General features: G+C 69.6%; 7 protein-coding genes. 5 read left to right on the forward strand and 2 right to left on the reverse strand.

Translation table 11 applies throughout. The features are described from left to right. Positions 1–17 precede the first annotated feature (17 nt). The gene (locus J7I98_RS21215; RefSeq protein WP_285438063.1) at positions 18–11,138 is read left to right on the forward strand and encodes a non-ribosomal peptide synthetase; all 11,121 of its coding nucleotides are present in this window, start codon (positions 18–20) and stop codon (positions 11,136–11,138) included. A gap of 212 nt (positions 11,139–11,350) precedes the next feature. Then, positions 11,351–11,872 (forward strand): hypothetical protein, encoded by a 522-nt coding sequence (locus tag J7I98_RS21220; RefSeq protein ID WP_214922615.1) that lies wholly within the window; start codon positions 11,351–11,353, stop codon positions 11,870–11,872. 65 nt (positions 11,873–11,937) lie between these two features. Here J7I98_RS21220 and J7I98_RS21225 read toward each other — a convergent pair whose 3' ends face one another. Then, positions 11,938–13,071 (reverse strand): HAMP domain-containing sensor histidine kinase, encoded by a 1,134-nt coding sequence (locus tag J7I98_RS21225; RefSeq protein WP_251020954.1) that lies wholly within the window; start codon positions 13,069–13,071, stop codon positions 11,938–11,940. A gap of 179 nt (positions 13,072–13,250) precedes the next feature. After that, on the reverse strand, positions 13,251–13,904 hold the full coding sequence (locus J7I98_RS21230; protein ID WP_214922619.1) for a response regulator transcription factor: 654 nt from the start codon (positions 13,902–13,904) through the stop codon (positions 13,251–13,253). A gap of 309 nt (positions 13,905–14,213) precedes the next feature. Between J7I98_RS21230 and J7I98_RS21235 the strand changes: the two genes are divergently transcribed. From J7I98_RS21235 to J7I98_RS21245, 3 genes are read left to right on the forward strand one after another with little or no spacing between them, the layout of a single operon-like run. Beyond that, the gene (locus J7I98_RS21235) at positions 14,214–15,374 is read left to right on the forward strand and encodes an efflux RND transporter periplasmic adaptor subunit (protein ID WP_214922621.1); all 1,161 of its coding nucleotides are present in this window, start codon (positions 14,214–14,216) and stop codon (positions 15,372–15,374) included. Continuing rightward, positions 15,371–16,162 (forward strand): ABC transporter ATP-binding protein, encoded by a 792-nt coding sequence (locus tag J7I98_RS21240; protein ID WP_214922623.1) that lies wholly within the window; start codon positions 15,371–15,373, stop codon positions 16,160–16,162. The genes J7I98_RS21235 and J7I98_RS21240 overlap by 4 nt, the downstream gene beginning before the upstream one ends. Continuing rightward, on the forward strand, positions 16,159–17,361 hold the full coding sequence (locus J7I98_RS21245) for an ABC transporter permease (RefSeq protein WP_214922625.1): 1,203 nt from the start codon (positions 16,159–16,161) through the stop codon (positions 17,359–17,361). Before J7I98_RS21240 ends, J7I98_RS21245 begins: the two co-directional genes overlap by 4 nt. Positions 17,362–17,437 lie beyond the last annotated feature (76 nt).

The following is a 17,437-nucleotide window of genomic DNA, read 5'->3' on the forward strand; positions in this document are numbered from 1 at the left end:
ACGCCCGGACGTACGTACTGGATGAATTCCTGCGTCCGGTAGCACCGGGCGTGACAGGGGAGTTGTACGTCGCGGGTTCCGGTCTGGCCCGAGGCTACGACGGCCGCGCCGCCCTGACGGCGGAGCGGTTCGTCGCCTGCCCGCACGGCGGCCGCATGTACCGCACCGGCGACCTGGTCCGCTGGTCGAAGGACGGCCTGTTGCTGTTCGAGGGCCGTGCCGATGACCAGGTGAAGATCCGTGGCTTCCGGATCGAGTTGGGCGAGGTCGAAGCCGTGCTGGCCGCGCACGAGAGCGTAGGCCAGGTAGCGGTGATCGTCCGTGAAGACCAGCCGGGCGTGAAGCGGCTGGTCGCCTACGTCGTTCCCGCCGATGGCGACGTGGACGCCGAGCTGCTCCGCGAGTACGTCGCGGGCAAGCTGCCGGACTACATGGTCCCCACCGCGATCACGCAGCTCGAATCCCTGCCCGTCACGGTGAACGGCAAGCTAGACCGCGCCGCCCTCCCCGCCCCCGAGTTCGACGGCGCCGAAGGCCGTGCTCCAGCCACCCCGGTCGAAGAGGCGTTGTGCGCGCTGTTCGCCGAGGTGCTGGGTCTGGAGCAGGTGAGCGCCGACGGGTCGTTCTTCGAGCTCGGCGGTGACTCACTCCTCGCGATGCGCCTGATCTCGAAAATCCGGTCCGAGCTGAACGCCGAGGTCAACATCCGGGAACTGTTCGGTGCGCCGACGGTCGCCGGAATGGCCCGGCTGGTGGAGAGCGACCACGGCGTCGTACGGGCGGGTGTCGTCGTACGAGAACGCCCAGAGGTGCTGCCCCTCTCCTTCGGCCAGCAGCGGATGTGGTTCCTCAACCGGCTCGAAGAGGCCGGAGGGGGCGCCGCCTACAACGTCTCACTGTCCGTACGGCTGACCGGTGACCTGGACGTCTCGGCCTTCGAAGCGGCGCTCGGCGACGTCGCCGACCGGCACGAGACACTCCGCACGGTCTTCACGGAGACCGACGGCGTTCCCCGGCAACGCATCCTGGAGGGCCCCGGATCCCGTCCGGACCTGCACGTTCGCCGTTCAACCCACGCCGAGCTGCCCGGCCTCGTGGCCGCCGCCGGTGACCGGGGCTTCGACCTGTCCGCCGACCTGCCGTGGCGCGTCGAGCTCCTGGCACTCTCCACCACCGAACACGTTCTGGTGCTGGTGGCGCATCACATCGCGGTGGACGGCTGGTCCATGGGCGTCCTCGCCCGGGACCTGTGGGCCGCCTACAAGGCCCGCCACGCGGGAGCGGCCCCTGACTGGACACCGCTGCCCGTCCAGTACGCCGACTACGCGCTCTGGCAGCGCGAGGTCCTGGGCGATCCCGGCGACCCCGACAGCCTGATCAGCGGCCAGCTCGGCTACTGGCGGGACGCCCTGGCGGACCTCACCGAGGAACTCGTACTCCCCGTGGACCGGGCGCGGCCCGCCGTCGCCACCTTCCAGGGCCGGTCGGTACGGGTCCAGGTCGACGCCGGAGCGCACGCCGGGCTCGTGGACGTCGCCGAGCGGAGTTCGGCCACGATGTTCATGGTCGTCCAGGCCGCGCTGGCCGTGCTGCTGAGCCGTCTCGGCGCGGGCGCCGACATCCCCATCGGCACCGCGATCGCAGGCCGCGGCGACAGCTCGCTCGACGATCTGGCCGGGTTCTTCATCAACACCCTGGTCCTGCGGACCGACACGGGCGGCGACCCCACGTTCGCCGAGCTTCTCGCCCGCGTCCGGGAGGCCGACCTGGGCGCCTACGCTCACCAGGACATGCCGTTCGAGCGGCTGGTGGACGAGCTCAACCCGGCCCGTTCGCTGTCCCGGCACCCGCTGTTCCAGATCATGCTGATCCTGCAGAACGTGCCCCGGACCGAGACGCCATGGGACGTGCCGGGCCTGAGCATCGAGCCGATGCCCGTCGACGAGAATGTGGCGGCCAGATTCGACCTGTCCGTGAACCTCTCCGAACAGCGCGACGAGCAGGGAATCCCCGCGGGGATCCTCGGCAGCCTCCAGTACGCCACGGACCTGTTCGACGAGCCGACCGCCGTGGCCCTGGCGGCACGCCTGACCCAGGTCCTGGAGCAGGTCGCGGCCGACCCGGACGTCCGGATCAGCCAGGTCGACGTACTCGACGAGACCGAGCGGCGGGCGGTGCTCGAAGCATGGAACGACTCCGCCCGGCCGATCCCTGCCGCGACCCTGCCCGAGCTGTTCCAGGCCCAGGTCGCGCGAACCCCCGCAGAGCCGGCGCTGATCGGCGAGACGTCGTTCGACTACGCGGAGCTGGAGCGACGCGCCAACCGGGTGGCGAATTGGCTGATCGGCCGGGGCATCGGCCCGGAGGACCGGGTCGGCGTACTGATGGAGCGTTCGGCCGACCTCGTCGTGGTTCTGCTCGGCGTGGTGAAGGCCGGAGCGGCCTACATCCCGGTGGACCCGAACTACCCCTCCGAGCGGATCAAGTTCGTGCTCGCCGACGCCCTGCCCGCGCTGGTGCTGTGCACGAGCGGGACCGACGGCCTGCTCGCCGACGGGGTTGAGCGGGTGGTGTGGGACGACCCCGCGACGGTGGCGGAGATCGAGGACCGTCCGGTGAGCGCACCGGTGGTTGCGCTGCGTCCTGAACATCCCGCGTATGTGATCTACACGTCCGGGTCGACCGGTGTTCCCAAGGGAGTGGTCGTCACCCACGCGGGTCTCGCCAGCCTGTCGGGCTGCCAGATCGACCGGTTCGGGGTGGGGCCCAGTTCGCGGGTGCTGCAGTTCGCGGCGCTGGGCTTCGACGCCTCCGTATGGGAACTGGTCATGGCGCTGACGTCCGGGGCGGCCCTCGTCACGGCCCCCGCCGACCGGATGCCGCCCTACGCGCCGCTGGAGGACCTCCTCGGCGACTACGGGATCACGCACGTGACACTGCCGCCCTCGGTGCTGGCCGGTGCCGCTCAACTGCCCGCGTCCGTCGAGACGGTCGTCGTGGCGGGCGAGGCCTGCCCGCCGTCCCTGGTGGCCGAATGGTCGCAACGGCTGAACCTGGTCAACGCGTACGGGCCGACCGAGACGACGATCTGCGCGACGATGTCCGGCACGCTGACGCCCGAGCCGGGGCGGACCGCCGTGCCGATCGGCGGCCCGGTGTGGAACAGCCGGGTGTTCGTGCTGGACGAGTTCCTGCGTCCGCTGCCGCCCGGAGTCGTCGGGGAGCTGTACGTCGCCGGTGCCGGGCTGGCTCGCGGTTATGCGGGGCGGTCGGGGCTGACGGCGGAGCGGTTCGTGGCGTGCCCGTTCGGTGGTCGTATGTACCGGACGGGTGACCTGGCGCGTTGGTCGAAGGACGGGCAGTTGCTCTTCGCGGGCCGTGCCGATGACCAGGTGAAGATTCGTGGTTTCCGGATCGAGCCGGGTGAGGTCGAGGCGGTGCTGGCCGGGCACGGGGGTGTCGGTCAGGTCGCGGTGATTGTGCGTGAGGACCAGCCGGGGACCAAGAGGCTCGTTGCCTATGTCGTCCCGGCTGATGGGCAGTTCGACGGGGACGTGCTGCGGGAGTACGCGGCCGGTGTGCTGCCGGACTACATGGTTCCGGCTGCTGTCGTCGCGCTGGACGCCCTGCCCATGACGGTGAACGGCAAGCTCGACCGCGCCGCCCTCCCCGCCCCCGAGTTCGGCCACAGCGAAGGCCGCGCTCCGGCGACCCCGGCGGAGGAGGCGTTGTGCGCGCTGTTCGCCGAGGTGCTGGGTCTGGAGCAAGTGAGCGTCGACGGGTCGTTCTTCGAGCTCGGCGGCGACTCACTCCTCGCGATGCGGCTGATCGCCAAGGTGCGCTCGGTCCTGGACGTCGAGATCAACATCCGGGAACTTTTCGGCACGCCGACGGTCGCGGGTATCGCCCGGCTGGTGGAGAGCGACCAGGGTGTCGTACGGGCAGGTGTGGGTGTGCGGGAGCGGCCCGAAGTGCTGCCGTTGTCGTTCGGCCAACAGCGCATGTGGTTCCTGAACCGGATGGAAGAGGCAGGCGCGGGCGCGGGTTACAACGTGCCCTTGGCACTGCGCCTGTCCGGCGAACTGGACGTGGCCGCCCTGCAGGCGGCTCTGCACGATGTGGCCGACCGGCACGAGACGCTGCGCACCACGTTCCCCACGACCGGAGGTGTTCCCCGCCAAAAGGTCCTGGACGGCGCCGCCGGCCGCACGACCCTCCACGTCCGGAACGTCACGCCGACAGACCTGCCCTCGGCTGTGGCCGAGGTGGCGGGGAGGACGTTCGACCTGACGCACGACCTGCCGTGGCGGACCGAGCTGCTGGTCCTGTCCGACACCGAGTCCGTGCTGGTGCTGGTCGCGCATCACATCGCGGTGGACGGCTGGTCGATGGGCGTCCTGGCGCGCGACCTGCGAACAGCCTTCGGAGCCCGTCTGCACGGTACGGAGGCCGCCTGGTCACCGTTGCCGGTGCAGTACGCCGATTACGCCCTCTGGCAGCGCGAGGTCCTCGGCGACCTGGACGACCCCGACAGCCTGGTGAGCGCCCAAGTCGGCTACTGGCGCGAGGCGCTGGCCGATCTCCCCGAGGAACTGCTCCTCCCGGCGGACCGGACGAGACCCGCGGTCTCGTCCTACCGGGGCGGTTCGGTTCCGGTGGAAATCGACCCCGCCGCCCACGCCGGGCTGGTGGAGGCCGCCCAGCAGGGTTCGGCGACGATGTTCATGGTGGTCCAGGCCGCGCTGGCGATGCTGCTCGCCCGGCTCGGCGCGGGCACCGACATACCTGTCGGCACCGCGATCGCGGGCCGCCCCGACAGCGCCCTGGAGGACCTGGCCGGGTTCTTCATCAACACCCTGGTCCTGCGAACCGACGTCAGCGGCGACCCCACGTTCGCCGAGCTTCTCGCCCGCGTCCGGGAGACGGACCTGTCGGCCTACGCCCACCAGGACGTACCGTTCGAACGGCTCGTGGAAGACCTCAACCCGGCCCGGTCCTTGTCCCGGCACCCGCTCTTCCAGATCATGCTCGTACTGCAGAACCTCCCCCAGGAGGGATCCTCCTGGGATCTGCCGGAGCTGGACGTCCGGCCGATGCCGGCGGAAGACACCGTCGCGGCCCGGTTCGATCTGTCCATCACGCTGGCCGAACGCCGTGACGAGAACGGCAGCCCGGCCGGGATCGTCGGCGACCTCCTGTACGCCACCGACCTGTTCGACGCCGACACTGCCCGGGCTCTGACGGCCCGGTTGGCCGAGGTTCTACGGCAGGTGGCGGCTGACCCGGACCTCCCGGTCAGCAGGCTCGACATCCTCGACGACACCGAGCGCCGACAGGTGGTCGAAGGCTGGAACGACACCACCTGGCCGGTGCCGGAGACGTCGCTGGCCGGACTGTTCGCGGCACAAGTGGCCCGTACACCGGACGCGGTCGCGCTGATCGGCGCCGACGACGGCGTAACGCTGACCTATGCCGACCTGGACGCCCGGTCCGACCGGGTCGCGCGTTGGCTGGCGGACCGGGGCGTACGCCTGGAAAGCCGGGTCGGCGTGGTGATGGACCGTTCGGCCGACCTGGTCGTGCTGTTGCTCGGAGTGGTGAAGTCCGGTGCGGCGTATGTGCCGGTGGACCCGTCCTATCCGGCCGAGCGGATCACTCAGATCCTGAGCGGTGCGGCCCCCGAGATCGTGCTCTGCACGCACGACACCGCGGGTCTGCTCTCCGGACCGGAAGCGGAGCGGGTCGTCTGGGACGACCCCGAGGTGGCGGCCGAGGTCGCATCCTGCTCGGGCCCCGCCCCGGAGAGCCGGGTGTCGGCGGGTTCGGCCGTGTACGTGATGTTCACTTCGGGCTCGACCGGAGTGCCGAAGGGCATCGTGGCCACGCACGGCGGCGTCACCGGACTCGTGCTCGACCGGGGCTGGGCGGTGGGCCCGGGGGACCGGGTCCTGATGCACGCCCCCCACGCCTTCGACGCTTCGACGTACGAGGTGTGGGCGCCGCTCGTGCGCGGCGGTGCGGTGGTGGTCGCTCCTGCGGGGGCCGTGGACGGCGCGGTGCTGGCCGGACTGGCCGAGGCGTACGACTTGACCACGGTCCATGTCACGGCCGGCCTGTTCGGTGTCCTGGCGGAGGAGTCTCCCGAATCGTTGGCGGGGCTGGACGAGGTGCTCACCGGCGGCGACGTCGTCCCGGCCGGTTCGGTCGCCCGAGTGCTGGAGACCGTGCCCGGGCTGCGGGTGCGGCATCTGTACGGGCCCACGGAATCGACGTTGTGCTCCACCACGTTCGTGGTGGAATCCGGAGCCGAGGCCCCGGCCGTGCTGCCCATCGGGTCGCCGATGGACAACGTCCGGACGTACGTACTGGACGAGTTCCTCCAGCCGGTCGCGCCGGGCGTGATCGCGGAGCTGTACCTGGCCGGACCGGGCCTGGCCCGCGGCTATGACGGCCGGGCCGCCCTGACGGCGGAGCGGTTCGTGGCGTGCCCGTACGGCGGCCGGATGTACCGGACCGGCGACCTGGCGCGCTGGTCCAAGGACGGGCAGCTGCTCTTCGCGGGCCGTGCCGACGACCAGGTGAAGATCCGTGGCTTCCGGATCGAGCCGGGCGAGATCGACGCGGTGCTGATCGGGCACGAGAGTGTCGGTCAGGTCGCGGTGATCGTCCGTGAGGACCAGCCGGGGACGAAGAGGCTCGTTGCGTATGTCGTCTTGGCCGGTGAGGAGTTCGACGGGGACGCGCTGCGGGAGTACGCGGCCGGTGTGCTGCCGGACTACATGGTTCCGGCGGCAGTCGTCGCGTTGGAATCCCTGCCCGTGACGGTGAACGGGAAGCTGGACCGGGCCGCCCTGCCCGCTCCGGACTTCGGCAGCGGCGAACACCGGGCTCCGGCCACCCCGGCGGAGGAAGCGTTGTGCGCGCTGTTCGCCGAGGTGCTGGGTCTGGAACTAGTGAGCGCCGACGGGTCGTTCTTCGAGCTCGGCGGTGACTCACTCCTCGCGATGCGGCTGATCGCCAAGGTGCGCTCGGCCCTGGACGTCGAGATCAACATCCGCGAAGTGTTCGCCGCGCCGACCGTCGCCGCAATGGCCAGGCTGGTCGAGAGCGGCCAGGGTGATGCGCGGGCCGGTGTGGTCGTGCGGGAACGGCCCGAGGTGCTGCCGTTGTCGTTCGGCCAGCAACGGATGTGGTTCCTCAACCGGATGGAAGAAGCGGGCGCGGGCGCGGCGTACAACGTGCCGCTGGCGCTCGGACTGACCGGTGAGCTGGACATCGCGGCCCTCGACGCGGCGATCGGCGATGTCGCCGACCGGCACGAGACCCTCCGTACCGTGTTCCCCTCGACCGACGGCAGCCCCCGACAGGAGATCCTCGAAGGCCGTCCGGCCCTCAACGTCCGGAACGTCACCCGGACAGAACTCCCCGGCGCCATGGCCGAGGTGGCGGGCAAGGGCTTCGACCTGGCCCGCGATCTGCCGTGGCGGACCGAGCTGTTGACCGTCTCCGGTACGGAACACGTGCTGGTGATCGTGGCCCACCACATCGCCGTGGACGGCTGGTCCATGGGCGTCCTGGAGCGCGACCTGCAGACGGCCTACAAGGCCCGGCAGACCGGCTCCGAGCCGGGCTGGGTGCCACTGCCGGTGCAGTACGCCGACTACGCGCTCTGGCAGCGCGAGGTCCTCGGCGATCTGGACGATCCCGACAGTCTGATCAGCGCTCAGCTGGGCTACTGGCGGGAGGCGTTGGCCGGTCTGCCCGAGGAACTGACGCTGCCGGTGGACCGGAACCGGCCCGCGATCTCGTCCTTCCAGGGCGGATCCGTACCCCTCCGGCTCGACGCGGAGGCCCACGCGGCCCTGGCGGAGGTGGCGCGGCAGAGTTCGGCCACCATGTTCATGGTCGTCCAGGCCGCGCTGGCGATGCTGCTGGCCCGGCTCGGCGCGGGCACCGACATTCCCGTCGGCACCGCGGTCGCCGGCCGTGCCGACAGTGCGGTGGAGGACCTGGCCGGGTTCTTCATCAACACCCTGGTGCTGCGCACCGACGTCAGCGGCGACCCCACGTTCGAGGAGCTGCTGGTCAGGGTCCGTGACACGGACCTGGCGGCCTACGCCCACCAGGATCTGCCGTTCGAGCGGCTCGTGGACGACCTCGACCATGTGCGCTCGCTCGCCCGGCAGCCGCTGTTCCAGATCATGCTGGCCCTGCACTCCGGCGGCCCGGCGGCCCAGGACGCGTGGGACCTGCCCGGCCTCCAGGTGGAGCAGCTGAACCCGGACCACGCCGTCGCGGCCCGCTTCGACCTGTCGGTCACGCTGGGCGAGTTCCGCGACGAGACCGGGACGCCCGACGGCATCGGCGGCACTGTCCAGTACGCCACCGACCTGTTCGACGAGAGCACCGCCCAGGCCCTGTCCGACCGGCTGGTCAAGGTGCTGGAACAGATAGCCGCCGATCCGCGGGTGCGGGTCGGCAAGCTCGACATCATCGACCCCGAGGAGCAGCGGACGGTCCTCCGGGAATGGAACGACACCGCACACCCGGTCGCCACAACCACCCTGCCGGAGCTCTTCGAGCGCCAGGTCGAACGCACCCCCGACGCGATCGCGATCGCAGCCCGGGACGCCACATTGACGTATGCGCAGGTGGACGCGCTGGCCAACCGGGTCGCGCACTGGCTGATCGGCCGGGGCGCAGGACCCGACGACCGGATCGCCGTGGTGATGGACCGGTCGGCCGACCTGCTGGTGGTGCTGCTGGGCGTGTTGAAGGCGGGCGCGGCGTACGTGCCGGTCGACCCGGATTACCCGGCCGAGCGCATCGGGCTCATGCTGGCCGACGCGGAGCCCACTCTGGTGCTGTGCACCAGGACGACCCGGGGCGTTCTGCCGGACGAGTACGACCACGTGGTGTGGGAGGAGGCAGTCGTCGGGATGGCGCTGTGCCCGCCGACCGCGCCTCAGGACGCCGACCGTTCGGCGCAGCTGCTCCCCGGTCACCTGGCGTACGTGATGTACACCTCCGGGTCGACCGGCACGCCGAAGGGCGTCGCGGTGACCCACCGGAATGTCGTGAGCTTTGCCGAGGACCGGAGCTGGCGCGAGGACGTGGTCGAGCGGGTCCTGGTGCAGGCCAACCACGCCTTCGACGCTTCGACGTACGAGATCTGGGTGACCCTCGCGCACGGTGGCCGACTGGTCGTCATGCCCCCGGGAGACGTCGGCGCGGCCGAGCGGGGCCGGCTGATCGCCGAGCACGGTGTCACCAACGTGCACGCCACCGCCGGACTGTTCAGCCTTCTGGCCGAGGAGTCGCCCCAGATCTTCGCCGGGGTCCGCGAGGTCTCGACCGGTGGTGACGTGGTGTCGGCCTCAGCGATCCGCACCCTGCTGGAGGCCCATCCCGGACTGGTGGTCCGCACGACGTACGGGCCGACCGAGACGACGGCGTTCACCACCCAGATCCCGTACACCGCCGCCGACACAGTCCCGTCGAACGTGCCGATCGGCCGCCCGATGGACAACAGCCGGACGTTTGTGCTGGACGAATTCCTGCACCCGCTCTCGCCCGGAGTGACCGGAGAGCTGTACGTCGCCGGTGCGGGTCTGGCCCGGAGTTACGCGGGACGGGCAGGACTGACGGCGGAACGGTTCGTCGCCTGCCCGTTCAGCGAGAACGCCGAAAGGATGTACCGGACCGGTGACTTGGCGCGCTGGTCGCCGGACGGCGAGCTGGTGTTCGCGGGCCGGGCCGACGATCAGGTGAAGATTCGCGGGTTCCGCATCGAGCCGGGCGAGGTCGAGTCGGTGCTGGCCGGACACGAAGGCGTCGGCCAGGTCGCGGTGACCGTGCGCGAGGACCAGCCCGGGACAAAGCGCCTGGTCGCCTACGTCGTCACCGCGGACCCGGCGCTGGACGGGAACACCCTGCGGGAGTACGCGGCGCGTGCACTGCCGGACTACATGGTGCCGTCCGCCGTGATGATGATGGAGACCCTGCCCGTCACGGTGAACGGGAAGCTGGACCGGGCGGCCCTGCCGTCCCCGGACCTCGGCGGCCCGGGGACGGGCCGGGAGGCCGCAACGCTGGTGGAAGCGGCCCTGTGCGGGCTGTTCGCCGAAGTCCTGGGCGTGGACCGGGTCGGCGCCGAAGAGTCGTTCTTCGACCTGGGCGGCGATTCGCTGCTGGCGATGCGGCTGATCGAGCGGATCCGGACCGTACTCGACACGGAGATCAACATCCGGGAGCTGTTCGCCGGGCCGACGGCCGCCGCGGTCGCCGCGGTGCTCGACAAGGACTCCGACGCCACGGGCGACTACGAAATGATCCTGCCACTGCGGACCGGCGGCGACCGGCCACCGCTGTTCTGCCTGCATTCCGGCGGGGGCCTCAGCTGGCACTACGCGGCTCTGGTGAACCATCTGCCGGCCGAATACCCCATATACGGCTTGCAGGCGCGCGGACTTACCGGAACCGACGCGCTGCCCGAAAGCGTCGAGGAAATGGCGGCCGACTACGCCGAGCAGATCCGCTCCGTACAGCCGAGCGGGCCCTACCACCTCCTGGGGTGGTCTTTCGGCGGAGTCGTCGCCCACGCTGTCGCGGCGCACCTCCAGCGGGAGGGCGACACGGTCGGAATGCTGGCCATTCTGGACGGATATCCGAACCGTGAGATAACGACGGCGAACGAGAACGAGATCGGAAACGGCAGCGGCGAAGGCAGTGAGGAATTCGCGGGATTCGGCGATCTCCGGCCCGGGGAACAGCCGGTGCTGCTCATCGACGGTGACGTTGTAACCGGAGCCCCCGAGGCGGCCGCAGTGGACCAGGCCGACGGGAAACAGGGCGCTGAGACGCTGTCGGTCGTCCAGAAGGTCGAGGAGAACAATCTGCGGCTTCTGCAGAGATTCACTCCCGGCCTCGTAGAGGGAGATATTCTCCTTTTCGTGGCGACACTCGGACGCCCGGAACTCATGTCGGCCGAGGCCGCTCCCGAATCCTGGCGCCCCTATGTCCAGGGCGATGTGGAGACCCACTCCATTGAGTGCGACCACCGTCAATTGGTAAAGGCGGAACCGCTCGTTGAGATCGCCCGCGTGGTTTTGGAGAAGCTCGGGCACCAGCGTTCTTGATACCTCGCCGAAACCCCCTGAACCGTAACGTCTGATCAAGCGTCCCGGCTACGACAGCGCCCGGTCGCTGACGAAGCCAACAGGAACCTCCACGAGAGACGGAGAAAGACATGCAAGGTGCCTCTGGCCACGGTGTCCTCGACAGCAGCTGTTCTGGTCGGTCGCGGCGGACCCGGTCGCTGGTCGGTTCGCTCGCCGCGGTGACGGCCATCATGCTGTTCGCGGGCGCTTGTTCCAATGACAAACCCAGTGAGAATGCCGTTGCGGACGTTCCGAGCAGCAAGGGGACGGCCAAGGCCGCCCCGCCCAAGGGCGGCAGCACGCTGGCGTACGCCAAGTGCATGCGAGAGCACGGAATCAGCAACTTCCCCGACCCCAATGCCCAGGGCCTTCTCGACATCGACGGCAACAAGGTCGACATGAAGTCGTCGCAGGCCCAGGCCGCCGACAAGGCATGCAAGCCGCTTTTGCCCGCGGTCGGCAACGCCAAGCCGCCGGCCGGGGTGAAGGAAGCGGCGCTGGAGTACTCCAAGTGCATGCGTAAGAACGGGGTTCCCAAGTTCCCGGACCCCAATGCCGAGGGCGGCCTCGACATCAACGGTGAAACGCTCGGCGTCGACCCGAACGGCGATGTCTTCAAGGGCGCAGACAAGACCTGCCAGCCCATTCTGGAGAAGGTCGCCGGCGGCCCCAAGGAGATCCAGTCCGGCGGGCCCGGAAGCGGACCCCAGTGACCGCTCCGCAACTGAGCGCCGTACCCCCCTCGTTGACTACGAGGGGGGTACGGCGCTCTCCGTTGCTACCGTCGTGCGGTGGTGGCCTGCTCCGGACGGTGCCGGGTGAGCGGGGCGTGGTTGCTCACGGCAGGGAAGGTGACGGTGATGATCAGGCCGCCCTTGGCCCCCGCTGTGGTGGTGACGGTGGCGTCGTGGGCGGTCGCGATGGCCTGCACGATGGACAGTCCGAGCCCCAGTCCTTCGCTACGGCCGCCGGTACGGTTCGTGCCGAGCCGCTGGAACGGCTGGAAGAGCCGGTCGATGGCGCCCGGCGGCACGACGGGACCGGTGTTGGCGACCGTGAGGACGGCATGACCGTCCACGGTCCGGGTCGTGACCTCCACCTCACCGTGCGGCGTGTTGTGCCGGATGGCGTTGTCCACGAGATTGACGACGAGGCGTTCGGCGAGGGGCCGGTGGCCCGCCGCCACGGCCGCGGAGACCGACGACCGGATCTTCACCGTCCGGAAAGCCGCCTCGGCCTTCCGGGGGTCGACGACCTCGTGGGTGAGCTGTGCCAGGTCGAAGGGCTGGCGGACTTCGATGCCCACATGGCTGCGGGTCAAGGTGAGCAGTGCCTCGATGAGCCGTTCCTGCTGGGCGCCCGCGGCGAGGATCCGTTCGTGCGCCGCCCGCAGAGACTCCACCGTCGCCTCGGGGTCCGACAGCGCGACCTGGCCGAGCGCCCGCTGGCGGGCCAGGGGAGTGCGCAGTTCGTGGGACGCGTTGGCCACGAACTGGCGCTGGGTCTGGAAGGAGCTTTCGAGCCTGCTCAGGAGGCCGTCGAAGGTGTCGCCGAGCTCCTTGAGTTCGTCGCCGGGACCGTCGAGCGCAAGCCGCTGGTGCAGGCTGGTCGCCGAGATGTCCCGTGCGGCAGCCGTGATCGTCCGCAGCGGGCGCAGAATGCGGCCGGCGACGATCCAGCCCAGTGCGATCGAGATCACCGACATGAGAGCGAGCGCGATCCCGGAATTGACGAGCAACTGGTGCATGACGAGGGACCGCTGACGGGCAAGAGCTTTCTGCGCCTGGGCCGACAGCATGTCGATGGCGACCGACTGGTCCTGCGGCGAATCGACAGGCCCCTCGGAGTTCTCGGGCGGCTTGATACCGCCATTGTCGGGTGGCGGAGTGGCGAAGTTGGAGCTGGAATCCATGGGGGGATCGCCCAGCACGGAGTACCGCACAAGTAGATAGGCGATTGCCAGCAGAGCGGCGCCTGAAATGAGAAACAACCCCCCGTACAGGAGGGTCATCTTGGCCCGGACTGTGCGGCGGGGCAGACGGGGACGGATTACGCGGCTCCTGAGCCGGGCGACGACCGACATGTATTTCCTCAAATCCGGTATCCGCGCTTGGCCACGGTCTCGATGATCGGCGGATCCCCGAGCTTGGTCCGTAACCGGCTGATCGTGATTTTCACGGCATTGGTGAACGGGTCGGCGGCCTCGTCCCAGACCCGTTCGAGGAGTTCTTCGGCGGAGACGGCCCGGCCCTCGGAGGCCAGAAGCAGCTCCAGCGTGCCGAACTCCTTGGGCGCCAGCTCCAGCAGTCGGTCTCCCCGGCTGGCCGTACGCCGTGCGGTGTCCACCACGAGGTCTCCATGGCGGATCACCGGCGGCACGACCGGATGAGCCCGGCGTGCCAGTGCACTGATCCGGGCGATCAGCACCGGGAAGTCGAAGGGTTTGGGGAGGTAGTCGTCGGCGCCCAGGCCGAGCCCGTCGACGAGGTCCTCGGTCGTCGCCGCGGCGGTGAGCATCAGCACCCGGCCCCGGCACCCGGCCGAGAGCAGCTCGGAGCACACTTCGTCGCCGTGCATCCCGGGCAGGTCCCGGTCGAGCACGATCACGTCGTAGTCGTTGCACAGCGCGCGTTCGAGCCCGGACGGGCCGTCGAACGCCACGTCCACGGCCATCTGCGACTGGCGCAGCCCGATGGCCACCGTCTGCGCCATCTCCTCGTCGTCCTCCACCACGAGTACCCGCACCTGTTGCCCCCTCGACGACCACTTCTTTCACAGCACACCTTGACAAGCCGGTCCAGGATGCTCAACCCCCGGTTTCCTCAGCGTTTCATCGCCGGGCTGCCCTGCACGTGGCGGAGCGAAACCTTTGTGAAACCGATCCCTCCGTAGAAAGGACCCATGCAGGAACCCAGGCAGGAATTCGGACGGTAATGGAGGGCGATATGCAAAGCACCGTCAAGTGCGATGCCGACCGGAACGCGAACGGGAAAAGGCGGGCCGGGGCATGCGCGTGAATACTGTGACGGTTCCTCAGCAGCCCGGAGGCGCATCATGAGCACTTCGCAGATTTCCATGGATGACGACGCGGATGTCAATGAGCCGGGTGAGAAGGGGCGGCGTCCGCGCTCCGGAGGCTCCGGACGGCGCGGGCGGACGATAGCGGTCGTCGTGAGCGTTCTGGTCGCGGCGGGTGTGGGGATCGTCGTCACCGACCCGTTCGGCGGCGAGGCGAAGGACCCGTTGACCAAGCCCACTGCCCGGACCGGGCTGGCGAAGGTGACCAAGGGAACCCTGGCAGCCCGGACCCAGGAGAACGGGACGCTGGGTTACGCCGGTGACTACAAGGTGGTCAACAAGGCCGGCGGCACGGTCACGAAGCTGCCGGGCGCGGGCACGGTGGTCCGTCAGGGCAAGGTGCTCTACCGGGTGGACGGCAAGCCGGTCCTCTTCCTGTACGGCGCCTATGTGCCGGTCTACCGGGCCCTGGAGTGGAACATGGAAGGAGCCGACGTACAGCAGCTGAACGCCGCGCTGGTCGCCCTCGGATACGCCACCAAGGACGAAATCGACCCCGATTCCGACTACTTCAGCTGGCAGACGTACTACGCCCTCAAAGAGATGCAGGACGAGGTGGGCCTGAAGGAGACCGGCAAACTGCCCCTCGGGCAGGCCGTGTTCCTGTCGGCCAAGGAGATCAGGGTCACCAAGGTCAGCGCGGTACGCGGTGGTGCGGCGGCGCCCGGCGCAGTGGTCCTCGAAGCGTCCTCGACCCAACGTCAGGTCACCGTCGCGCTGAACGCCAGCCAGCAGTCCGACGTGGCGATCGGTGACAAGGTGACCATCTCGCTGCCCAACGGCAAGACGACCGACGGTGTCGTGTCGTCGGTCGGGAAGATCGCGACCAAGTCGGACGACAGCATGACCATCTCCGTCGAGATCAAGCCGTCGAACCCGAAGGCGACCGGGCAGCTCGACCAGGCGCCCGTGCAGGTGTCCATCGTGACCGACACGGTGAAGGACGTGCTGTCGGTGCCGGTGAACGCGCTGCTGGCGCTGGCCGGCGGTGGGTACGCCGTCGAGGTCGTCGGGGCCGACGACGCGCATCGCCTGATCCCTGTGACGGCCGGGTTGTTCGACGACAGCGCCGGCATGGTCGAGGTCAAGGGCGACGGGCTCAAGGTCGGTCAGAAGATCGTGGTGCCGTCCTCATGACCGGCGCGGACACGGAAACAGCCGAAGCGGCGGAAACAGCGACGACACGCGCAGCGGGTGCTCAGCCCACCAGTGAGCCGGTCCTGCAGCTGGAAGAGGTATCCAAGATCTACCCCGGCGCGTCGCCGGTGGTGGCTCTGGACAAGGCAAGCTTCACCATTCACCGGGGCGAGCTGGTGGCGATCGTGGGCCCCTCGGGTTCGGGAAAGTCGACGCTGCTGCAAGTGATGGGCAGCCTCGACCGTCCCACCTCGGGCACGGTACGGGTCGTCGGCGAGGACGTCGCGAAGATGTCGGACCGCGCCCTGGCGGGACTGCGAGCCACCCGGATCGGGTTCGTATTCCAGCAGTTCTTCCTGGCCCAGAACTCCACCGCCCTGGAGAACGTCGCCGACGGGATGCTCTATTCGGGCGCCAAGCACGCCACGCGGATGAAGGCGGCGGCCGCGGCCCTGACCAGGGTCGGCCTCGGCCACCGGGCCGACCACCGCCCGCCGGAACTGTCCGGAGGCGAACGGCAGCGGGTCGCGATCGCCCGCGCCCTGGCCGGCAACCCGGCGATCGTGCTGGCCGACGAGCCCACCGGCAACCTCGACAGCGTCACCGGGGCAGCGATCTTCAAGCTGCTGAGAGAACTCAACGCCGAGGGCACCACCATCGTCGTGATCACCCACGACCGTGAACTGGCCGCACGAATGCCGCGCCGTATCGAGGTCCTCGACGGTCACATCGTCGCCGACGTCAGCTCGTCGGAGCAGCCCCTGTCCACCGAAAGGCACCTGCCATGACCACCACGGCTCCGGCTCCCGGCCGGCTGCGCCCGGCCGACCTGGCCCGGACCGCCAGCGTGGGGCTGCGCACCCGCCGGATGCGGGCCGCACTGTCAGCACTCGGCATCGCCATCGGCGTCGCTGCGATGGTGGCGGTGATGGGGCTGTCCGCCTCGTCCCAGGCCGGTCTGCTCGCCGAGATCGACAAGCTGGGCACCAACCTGCTGACGGTCACCCCCGGCCGGGTCCTGGGCGGCGGCGAGGCCAAGCTCCCGCTCGACGCTCCGGCGATGATCGCCCGGGTCGGCCCGGTCGAATCGGTCCAGAGCACCGGGAAGACCAAGGCCAACGCCTTCCGCAACCCGTACATCCCGAGCATCAACACGAACTCCATCACGGTCAACGCCGCGAGCCTGGAGCTGCCCGCCGCGCTGCGCACGACCGTGGCCAAGGGCAAGTACCTCAACGCCGCCACCGAAAAGCAGCCGGTCGCCGTGCTCGGCGCGGCCGCCGCTAGCCGCCTGGGCATCGCCGAGGTCCACACGGGGATGCGCATCTGGGTCGGCGGCCAGTGGTTCTACGTCGCGGGGATCCTCAACCAGGCGACCCTGACGCCCGAGATCGACTCCTCGGTGCTGGTCGGCTACCCGGCCGCGCAGAAGTACCTGGACTTCGACGGCCACCCGTCCACGGTCTACGTACGCTCCGAGACCGACCAGGTCACCAACGTCCAGAAGGTACTGGCCGCGACGGCAAACCCGGAAAACGCCGACGAGGTCAGCGTCAGCCAGCCCTCGGCCGCTCTCGAAGCCCGCGCCGCCACCCAGTCCGCGCTGAACGGCCTGTTCCTCGGCCTCGGGGCGGTGGCCCTGCTCGTCGGCGGCATCGGAGTCGCCAACACCATGGTCATCTCGGTCCTCGAGCGCCGGTCCGAGATCGGGCTACGACGCGCGCTCGGCGCCACCAAGGGCAACATCCGCCTCCAGTTCCTGTCCGAGGCGATCCTCCTCGCCGCACTGGGCGGCGTCGTCGGGGTGGCACTGGGTGTCATCGCCACCACGGTCTACGCCCAGGTCAAGGACTGGGCGACGGTCGTCCCCCCGCTCGCCTGGGGAGGGGGCCTCCTCGCGGCCATCGCGATCGGTGCCATCGCCGGCCTGCTTCCCGCGCTGCGCGCCGCCCGCATGCAGCCCACCGAAGCTCTCCGGACCACGTAGTGCCCGTGGCCGCGTAACACCGCTCACCCGGCGTCGTACGACGCCCTCCTGCTCCGTACCCGCGTACGACCCCCGC

The organism is Streptomyces sp. ISL-98, assembly GCF_018614055.1.
Classification (GTDB): Bacteria; Actinomycetota; Actinomycetes; order Streptomycetales; family Streptomycetaceae; genus Streptomyces; species Streptomyces spiramyceticus.

Coding starts and splice junctions, on each gene's coding strand:
- J7I98_RS21220 (WP_214922615.1), top strand. CDS start 11,351: ATGCTGTTCGCGGGCGCTTGTTCCAATGACAAACCCAGTGAGAATGCC.
- J7I98_RS21225 (WP_251020954.1), bottom strand. CDS start 13,071: ATGGATTCCAGCTCCAACTTCGCCACTCCGCCACCCGACAATGGCGGT.
- J7I98_RS21235 (WP_214922621.1), top strand. CDS start 14,214: ATGAGCACTTCGCAGATTTCCATGGATGACGACGCGGATGTCAATGAG.
- J7I98_RS21240 (WP_214922623.1), top strand. CDS start 15,371: ATGACCGGCGCGGACACGGAAACAGCCGAAGCGGCGGAAACAGCGACG.
- J7I98_RS21245 (WP_214922625.1), top strand. CDS start 16,159: ATGACCACCACGGCTCCGGCTCCCGGCCGGCTGCGCCCGGCCGACCTG.